An 8,100-nucleotide genomic window follows, 5' to 3' on the forward strand; every position below is an offset into this window, starting at 1 on the left:
GGCGGGACCGGTCCGGTCCCGCCCCCTCGCTTCCGACTCAGGCCACGCGCCCGGGCCGGTCAGTCGTCATCGTCGTCGCCGCGGCCGTTGCCATTGCCGTTGCCGTTGCCGAAGTCGCCCAGGTCGATGCCGCCCGGAGTCGCGGTGATCGTGATCTCCGTGTCCTCGGGAGCCCTGCCGGTGTGCGACTGGTGCGCCACCTCGCGGCCGCCGAAGACGCGCTCGACCTTGACCTTGAAACCGGCCTCCTCCAGCGCCTCGCGCGCGTCGTCGACCCGCATGCCGACCACGTCGGGGATGTCCACGCCGGGCGGACCGGTGGAGACGGTCAGGGTGACGGTGCCGCCGGAGCCGATGCTGGAGCCGCTGTCGGGGCTCTGCTGGATGACCCTGCCCTCCTCGACGTCCGCGCTCTCCTCCTCGACCACCTCGACGGACAGGCCCTCGCCCTCCAGCATCTGGCGGGCGGTGTCCAGGTCCTCGCCGACCACCGCGGGCACCGGGATGCCCCGGCTGACGGTGAGGGTGACCGGTTCCTCCCGGTCGGCCTCCGCGCCCGCCTCGGGGGAGGTGGAGACCACCGCGCCGGGCTCGACCTCGGTGGAGCTCACGTCCTCCTGGACGATGTTGTCCGGGACGAAGCCCAGGTCCTCCAGCTCCTTGAGCGCGTTGGCGGCGTCCATCTCGACCAGGTCGGGCATCTCCACCGTCTGCGGGCCCTTGGACAGGTACACGGTGACCACGTCGTCGGGGGACAGGCGGGCGCCCACCTCGGGGTCGGTCTCGCCGACCGTGCCCGGCTCGGCGTCGCTGTAGACGGCCTCGGAGGACAGGTCGTAGCGCAGGCCCTCGTCGCGGATGATCCGGCTCGCGGCCTCGGGGTCGCGGCCCACCACGTCGGGGACGTTCTCGTACTGGCCGACCAGGAACCACCAGCCCGCGCCGAGCAGGACGAGCGCCAGGACCGCCGCGCCGATCCCGATCAGCAGGTTGCGGCGGCGCCGGTCGTCGGGGCCGTTCCGGTAGTCGTCGTACCCGTCGTCGCCGTATCCGTCCTTGCCGCGGTCGTAGTCGTCGTAGCGGCCGTCGTCGAGGCCGGCGGAGGCCATGTCCACGACCATGGTCGCGTTCTCGGTGCCGGGACCGGCGCCCCCGGCGATGAGCTGGGGCGCGGTCACCGAGGCCGTGGCCGCCGCCGCCGGGGCGACGGGCGTCAGCGGGGCCTGGTCGGCGGCGGAGGCGGGGGGAGACGCGGGCAGGCCGTTGAGCACCGCCAGGACCTTGGCCAGGTACTGGCCCGCGTTGCTGGGACGGTACCTGGGGTCGCGCTCGGTGGCCTTGGTGACCAGCGCGTCGACCTCCGCGGGCAGGCCGGGCAGGAAGTGCGAGGGGCGCGGGACGTCCTCGTTGACGTGCTGGTAGGCGATCGCGATGGGCGTCTCGCCGGTGTGCGGCTGGCTGCCGGTGAGCAGCTCGTAGAGCATGATGCCCGCCGCGTACACGTCGCTGCGGGCGTCGGCGACGCCCTTCTCGATCTGCTCGGGGGCCAGGTAGGCCGCCGTGCCCATGAGGGTGCCCGTGCGGGTCAGCCCCTGGTTGGACTGCTCCACGGCGCGCGCCAGGCCGAAGTCGGCGACCTTGACCCGGCCGTCCTCGGTGATGAGGACGTTCTCGGGCTTGACGTCGCGGTGCACCATGCCCGCCTGGTGGGCGGCGCCGAGCGCGGCCAGCACCGGGGCCATGGCGTTCAGGGCGTCGTGGGCGCCGAGCCTGCCCCGGGACTTGAGCAGGTCGCGCAGGGTGCGTCCGGGTACGTACTCCATGGCCAGGAACACGTGCCCCTGGTCCTCACCCTGGTCGAAGACCTGCACGACGTTGGGGTGGGAGAGCTTGGCGACGGAGTGCGCCTCGTTGATGAAGCGCTGCACGAAGGTCGGGTCCTGGGCCAGCGAAGGGTGCATCACCTTCAGGGCCAGCCGTCGGTCCAACCTCAGGTCGTGGGCGACGTAGACGGTCGCCATCCCGCCTCCGGCGATCCTGGACTCCACGAAGTAACGTCGGTCCAGGGTGGCGCCTACGAGCGGGTCGGAAGTCGTCATGTCCACGGCGGAGTAGTGTCCTTGCTGCGGGGAGCGCGGGCTGTCGCGGCCGGTGGCGCGTACCCGACACCGGGTGTCGAACCGACACGATAGCGGAAGCCCACGCCAGGTCTGCCCCGCGGTTCGCGGTCGCGCCGTCCCGTTCGGGTGCCGGTGGGGCCGGTGGGACATCCGGGGAGGCCTGCTCGGTCTCCCCGGAGGACGGGTCCCGGCCCCGGCCGGGGCTCCCCCGGGCCCGGCGGTGTGTGCTCCGCCGGTCGTCGGGTCGCCCCGTCCCCGGTGAGGCCCGCTCCGTGGGCGGTGGGGACGCTCGCGCCTGGGTGGTCGTGGTGTGCGGGATGCGCCCTTGTCGGACCGCACACTCGTTCCACGGTAGAGGACGCCGCCAAACTCCCCAGGTGGGACGCACCAATCGGGGGGCGGGACGCGGGGCCGGGTGGCCTAACTCACGGACGGCGAGGATGCCTGGGCGTAGCGCCGCACGGGGATGCGGCCCGCCAGGCGCGCGCCGCGGCCCGCGCGTACGGCGTCGCGCATCGCGGCGGCCATGCGCACCGGGTCCTGGGCGCGGGTCACGGCCGTGGCCAGCAGGACCGCGTCGCATCCCAGCTCCATGGCCAGGGCGGCGTCGCTGGCGGTGCCGATCCCCGCGTCCACGATGACGGGCACACCGGCCTGCTCGACGATCAGCTCCAGGTTGTGCGGGTTGCGGATGCCCAGCCCCGAGCCGATCGGGGCGGCCAGGGGCATCACCGCGGCGCAGCCCACCTGCTCCAGGCGCCGGGCCAGCACGGGGTCGTCGTTGGTGTAGGGCAGCACGGTGAAGCCCTCGTCCACCAGTTGTTCGGCGGCCTCCAGCAGCTCGACGGGGTCGGGCAGCAGCGTGTGCTCGTCCGCCACCACCTCCAGCTTGACCCAGTCGGTCTCCAGCGCCTCGCGGCCCAGGCGGGCGGTGCGCACCGCGTCCACGGCGGTGAAGCATCCGGCGGTGTTGGGCAGCGCCCGGATCTTGTTGCGGGTCAGGACGTCCCACACCGACCCCCGGGTGCCGGGGGAGACCCGGCGCATCGCCACCGTGGTCAGCTCGGTTCCGGAGGCGATCAGGGCCTCCTCCAGGACCTCCAGGGAGGGCGCTCCGCCGGTTCCGGTGATCAGCCGGGACCCGAAGGAGGTTCCCGCGATCACGAGGTCGTCGTTCATGCTCAGCCTCCCTGCACCGCGGTGAGGACGTCCACGCGGTCGCCCTGGTTGAGCGGGCTCGCGGCCCACGCGGTCCGGCGCACCACCTCGTCGTTGACGGCCACGGCGACACCGCCGGGGGCCTCGGCGCCGGTCAGGTCGCGCACGACCGCTTCCACGGTCGTGTCGTCGGCGAACTCGCGGCGGTCGCCGTTGATGATCAGTTCCACTGCTACTACCTACTTGCGCGTCGTGCCGTGAAACGGCGGGCGTACTCGGGCAGGTCTCCGTCGGTCAGGGCCCGGGCCATGGCCTCCCCGGTCACCGGGGTCAGCAGGACCCCGTGCCGGAAGTGCCCGGCGGCCAGGTGCAGTCCCGGGACCCGTGTGGGCCCCAGGAGGGGCTCGTTGTCGGGCGAGCCGGGGCGCAGCCCGACGCAGGTCTCGGTGACCTCCAGCTCGCTCACCCCGGGGACGAGTTCGCGCGCGTCCCGCAGCACCTGCCAGAGCCCCCCGACGGTGAGCGAGGTGTCGTGGCCCAGCTCCTCCTGGGTGGCGCCGATGACGACCTCGCCGTCGGCGCGCGGCACCAGGTAGGTCGGGAAGCCCCGGACCAGGCCGCGGACGGTCCGGCTGACGAGCGGCGGCTCGCCCTCGGGCACCCGGGCGCGCAGCAGCTGTCCCTTGACCGGGCGCAGCGGCGGGACGACGGGTTCGGGGACCACGACGCCGTTGCCCCAGCAGCCCGCGGCCAGCACCACCTGGTGCGCGGGCAGGGTCCGCCCCGCCTCGGCCTCCCCGGCCAGGCGCACGCCCAGCCGGGAGCCCCCGGGGCCGGGGGAGAGGACCTCCCCGACCCGCCCGCGGACCTCGGTGACGCCCGCGCGTGCGCCCGCGGCGGTCAGGGCGCGCAGCAGCCGCCGCGGATCCACGGAGTGGTCGTCGGGGGCCAGGACGCCGCCGCGCACGGACGGGGCGAGCATGGGCTCCAGACGGCGGCACTCGCGTCCGGTGAGGCGCTCGGCGGCGATGCCCAGCCTCCGCTGGAGCGCGTGCAGTTCGGTGAGGACGGCCAGGTCGTCGCGGTCGAAGGCGACCAGCAGCGTGCCGGTGGCGCGGTGTCCCACGTCCAGGCCGCTGGCCTCCTCCAGTTCGGCGACGAAGTCCGCGTACATGCGGGCCGAGCGGATGCCCAGCTCCATGAGGGGCTCCTCGCCGAACGCGGCCTCGGTGGCGGGGGTCAGCATGCCCGCGGCCACGGTGGAGGCGGCGCGGGCGGGGTCGGACTCGACCAGGGTGACGCTCAGTCCGCGTTGGGCGGCGCGCCAGGCGGTGACCCGGCCGACCAGGCCGCCGCCGACCACGACGACGCGGTCGCGGTGGGGATCGTTGGAGGTGCGCACGGCTGTGGCTTCCACTCCCTTCGCCGGCATGATCCGGATCAGGTTCGTGCGGTCGGAGGCTCACAGCCTCCCTCTCAGCCGGGTCCCACCCGGCTCCCGCGGGATGTAGGGGTCTGTCCCCATTCTAGGACCCGTGGCCGACGCGCGCCGTGCCGGGGGGAAGGAGGTGCGCGGATGTGGCAGATTGGTGGTGTGACACAACGCGACATCGACACGCTCATCGGCGACTGGCTGACCCTCAAGGAGGCCGCCGCTCCGCTGGGCGTGAGCCCGAACCGGATCAAGACGCTGATCCGCGAGAACCGCATGATGGGTGTGGTCCGCGACGGCGAACTCTCCATTCCCGCCGCCTTCATCGACGGCGACGACCTGGTCAAGGGTCTGCCGGGGACGCTGCTGCTGCTCACCGACGCGGGCTTCTCCTCCGAGGAGGCCCTGCGCTGGCTGTTCACCCCCGACGACTCCCTGCCTGGCACGCCGATCCAGGCCATGCGCGAGAACCGGGGCACCGAGGTGCGCCGCCGGGCCCAGAGCCTGGCCTTCTGACCCGCGGGGAAGGGGGGAGGGGCGCGCCGCCGCGTCCCTCGCCCTTGGGTCCGAACGCGCCAGGGCCTAGGGTGGACCGTGTGAGGACCAGCCACGGAACCAGCCTGCGCAAGCGCCTGGACGCATCGCTTCTGTACCTGTGCACCGACGCCCGGACCGGTCGGGGCGACCTGGCCGAGTTCGCCGACGCGGCCCTGGCCGGGGGAGTGGACATCATCCAGCTCCGGGACAAGGGCCTGGAGGCACGCGAGGAGATCGCGGCCCTGGAGGTGATGAAGGAGGCGTGCGAGCGGTACGGCGCCCTGCTCGCGGTCAACGACCGCGCCGACATCGCCCGCGCCGTGCGCGCCGACGTCCTCCACCTGGGTCAGCGGGACCTGCCCGTGCCCATGGCCCGCGACATCATCGGCGCCGACCCCGTGATCGGCCGCTCCAACAACGACGTCGCCGCCGCGGCCGCCTCCGCCGAGGAGCCGGGCAGCGACTACTTCTGCGTCGGACCGACCTGGGCGACCCCCACCAAGCCGGGCCGCCCGGCCGCCGGGCTGGAGCTGGTGGAGGAGGCGGCCGCGCTGGGCACCGACCGCCCCTGGTTCGCCATCGGCGGGATCGACGTCGACAACATCGACCGCGTGCTGGACGCCGGGGCCCGCCGGGTCGTGGTCGTGCGCGCGATCACGGAAGCGGAGGACCCCCGGGCCGCCGCCGCCGCTCTGCGCCAGCGCCTGGCGGCCCGCGCCGCCCGGCCCTAGGGGATCAGCAGGGCCTTGCCGAGCACCGCGCGCCCCTCCAGTGCGGCGTGCGCCTCGGCGGCCCGCTCCAGCGGCAGGGCCAGCCCCACGTGCGGCGTGATCCTGCCCATGCGGGCCATCTCCAGCACCATCCGCAGGGCGTCCTGCCGGTCGCCGTCGGCCTGCTTGAGGTCGAACAGGCCCAGGACCTCGATCCCGCGGCGCCCGGCCTCCTCGGTGTCCACCTCCGTGAAGCTCCCGCCCGCGGAGCCGTAGCCGACGAACCGGCCGCCGTCGGCCAGGGTCCCGAAGGCCGCCGCGCCCAGCGCGCCCCCGGCGCCGTCCAGGACCACGTCGACCCCGGCGCCGCCGGTCAGCGCGCGCACCCGCTCCGGCCAGTCCGGCTCGGAGTAGTCCACGGTCTCCTGCGCGCCCAGTTCGCGGACCAGGGCCAGCTTGGCCCCGCCCCTGGCCGCGCCGATGACCCGGGCCCCGGCCCTGCGGGCCAGCTGGACGGCCAGGGTGCCCGCCCCTCCGGCGGCCGCGGCGACCAGGACCGTGGTGCTGGGTCCGAAGCCCGCCGCCCGCTCCAGCGCCAGCGCGGTCGGCCCGTCGTGCAGCAGGGCCAGCGCCGCCCGGGGGTCCACCTCCTCGGGCACCCTGACCAGTGCCGACTCCGGGACCACGGCCCGTTCGGCGTAGCCGTCCACGGGCAGGGTGGGCCTTTCCGGCGTCCCGTCCGCGTGCCCGGTGTCGGCGACCACCGCGGCCCCCTCCCATCCCGGGTCCACGCCCGGGCCGATCCGGACCACCCGCCCGGCCACGCCCGCGCCGGGGACGTAGGGGGGAGTCACGGGGAAGTAGTCCAGCCCCCAGCCGCCGCGGACCAGGGTGTCCAGGTACATCACGTTCGCCGCGGCGACCTCCACCAGCGCCTGGCCCGGTCCCACCTCGGGCTCGGGCAGGTCCCGGACCACCAGGACCTCCGGGCCGCCGAACTCCTCGACCTGTACCGCTCGCATGCCGTTCTCCCTCGGTGCGCACCGCCTGCTTCCGACACCGCCCAGCCTCTTACCTCAATATTTGTTGAGGTCAAGGGCCGGGCGCCGGAGAGATCCACGGCACAGGGGGCGCCCCGCACGGGGCGCGGCGCGCGGGACGGGGGCCGAGGTCAGACCGCGACGTGCGACAGCGCGCTGGGATGGCGCCGCAGGAAGCCCTCGATGGACTGGGCGGGATGACCGGTCAGGTCGGGGACGGCGGGCGAGACCACGTCGAGCTCCCCGGCGGCGATCGCGGCGTAGGAGGTCACCCAGCCCTCGACCGCCCAGTCGGGGGCGCCGCCGCTGCGGCGCGACTCCAGCGCCTCCTCCAGGGTCTGGGGCACGTAGCGCACCGAGCGCCCGGTGAGCACGCCCAGTCTCTCCGCCGTCGCGCCCAGGGACAACGCCTCCGGGCCGGTGACGTCGTGGCTGGTGTCGTGCGAGGCGCGCGCGGCCACGGGGTCGGTCAGCACGGCCGCGGCCACGTCCGCCACGTCGTCGCGCGAGACCCACGCGATCCGGCCGTCACCGGCCGGGCCCCGCACCACGCCCCCGTCGTCCACCCAGTCGGGCAGCAGGTCCAGGTACAGGCTTGGTCTGAGGAAGGTGTACCGCACCCCCGTGGACCGGATGTGCGCCTCGGTGAAGAAGTGCGTGCGCGCGAACGTGAAGGTGGACGCCGGGCCCGCGCGCAGGAAGGACAGGTAGACGATCCAGGACACCCCCGCCTTGACCGCCGCGTCCACCGCGCTCACGTGGACGTCGATCCGGTCCTCGGACTCGGTGGCCGAGACCAGGAACAGCGTGTCCACCCCCCGGCAGGCCCGCTCGAAGCCCGTGGAGTCCTCGTAGGCCGCCATCGCCGCGCTGCTGCCGGGGTACTCGGGGGCGCGGTTGATGTCGCGTACGATGAGCCGCTGGGGCCTGCCCAGCCGCGCGATCCGCGCGGCGACCCGCCCGCCCAGCGCCCCGGTCGCCCCCGTGACCCCTATGGTGTGGTTTGTCGTGTGATCGTCGCCCATGACACCCCATCCTGCGTTACGAGGGCGTGCCGGACGCTGAGCGGCACGCGCCTTTTTGCGCCGCGGGGCCGGGCGCGG

Annotated in this window: 8 protein-coding genes and 1 riboswitch; of the genes, 2 read left to right on the forward strand and 6 right to left on the reverse strand. The window is 74.4% G+C overall.

Going from position 1 to position 8,100, the window contains the following annotated elements; all coding sequences use genetic code 11:
• Positions 1–59: 59 nt before the first annotated feature.
• The 4 genes from pknB to thiO all read right to left on the reverse strand — a co-directional run bounded on the left by pknB (position 60) and on the right by thiO (position 4,710).
• Positions 60–2,105 carry a Stk1 family PASTA domain-containing Ser/Thr kinase gene (pknB, locus tag DQW06_RS20600; protein ID WP_117199126.1) on the reverse strand — a complete coding sequence of 682 codons (2,046 nt, stop codon included), beginning with the start codon at positions 2,103–2,105 and terminating at the stop codon, positions 60–62.
• A 435-nt stretch (positions 2,106–2,540) separates the two neighbouring features.
• Entirely contained in the window at positions 2,541–3,299 is a 759-nt protein-coding gene (locus DQW06_RS20605; RefSeq protein ID WP_019610783.1) for a thiazole synthase, read from the reverse strand.
• A 2-nt stretch (positions 3,300–3,301) separates the two neighbouring features.
• Complete coding sequence (thiS, locus tag DQW06_RS20610; RefSeq protein ID WP_013154133.1) at positions 3,302–3,508, reverse strand: sulfur carrier protein ThiS; 207 nt, start codon at positions 3,506–3,508, stop codon at positions 3,302–3,304.
• Positions 3,509–3,513: 5 nt separating this feature from the next.
• Entirely contained in the window at positions 3,514–4,710 is a 1,197-nt protein-coding gene (thiO, locus tag DQW06_RS20615; protein WP_156910848.1) for a glycine oxidase ThiO, read from the reverse strand.
• Positions 4,679–4,790: riboswitch (TPP riboswitch) on the reverse strand. It overlaps the preceding gene by 32 nt.
• An 82-nt stretch (positions 4,791–4,872) precedes the next feature.
• Between thiO and DQW06_RS20620 the strand changes: the two genes are divergently transcribed.
• Together DQW06_RS20620 and thiE are read left to right on the forward strand one after the other, a co-directional pair.
• Positions 4,873–5,226 (forward strand): Rv2175c family DNA-binding protein, encoded by a 354-nt coding sequence (locus DQW06_RS20620; protein ID WP_019610781.1) that lies wholly within the window; start codon positions 4,873–4,875, stop codon positions 5,224–5,226.
• A gap of 80 nt (positions 5,227–5,306) precedes the next feature.
• A complete protein-coding gene (thiE, locus tag DQW06_RS20625; protein ID WP_041552795.1) occupies positions 5,307–5,978 on the forward strand; it encodes a thiamine phosphate synthase in 672 nt (223 codons plus the stop codon).
• Here thiE and DQW06_RS20630 read toward each other — a convergent pair.
• Positions 5,975–6,979: a zinc-binding dehydrogenase gene (locus DQW06_RS20630; protein WP_013154129.1), complete on the reverse strand. Its 1,005-nt coding sequence runs from the start codon at positions 6,977–6,979 to the stop codon at positions 5,975–5,977. The two genes, thiE and DQW06_RS20630, sit on opposite strands and share 4 nt — an antisense overlap.
• A 149-nt stretch (positions 6,980–7,128) precedes the next feature.
• Positions 7,129–8,022 (reverse strand): SDR family oxidoreductase, encoded by an 894-nt coding sequence (locus DQW06_RS20635; RefSeq protein WP_013154128.1) that lies wholly within the window; start codon positions 8,020–8,022, stop codon positions 7,129–7,131.
• Positions 8,023–8,100 lie beyond the last annotated feature (78 nt).

Source organism: Nocardiopsis sp. TNDT3 (assembly GCF_003427465.1).
Taxonomy (GTDB): domain Bacteria; phylum Actinomycetota; class Actinomycetes; order Streptosporangiales; family Streptosporangiaceae; genus Nocardiopsis; species Nocardiopsis dassonvillei.

What these genes read in the sequence shown, in the direction of transcription:
- thiO (WP_156910848.1), bottom strand. Translation starts at nt 4,710, where the DNA reads ATGCCGGCGAAGGGAGTGGAAGCCACAGCCGTGCGCACCTCCAACGAT.
- DQW06_RS20630 (WP_013154129.1), bottom strand. Translation starts at nt 6,979, where the DNA reads ATGCGAGCGGTACAGGTCGAGGAGTTCGGCGGCCCGGAGGTCCTGGTG.
- DQW06_RS20605 (WP_019610783.1), bottom strand. Translation starts at nt 3,299, where the DNA reads ATGAACGACGACCTCGTGATCGCGGGAACCTCCTTCGGGTCCCGGCTG.
- DQW06_RS20635 (WP_013154128.1), bottom strand. Translation starts at nt 8,022, where the DNA reads ATGGGCGACGATCACACGACAAACCACACCATAGGGGTCACGGGGGCG.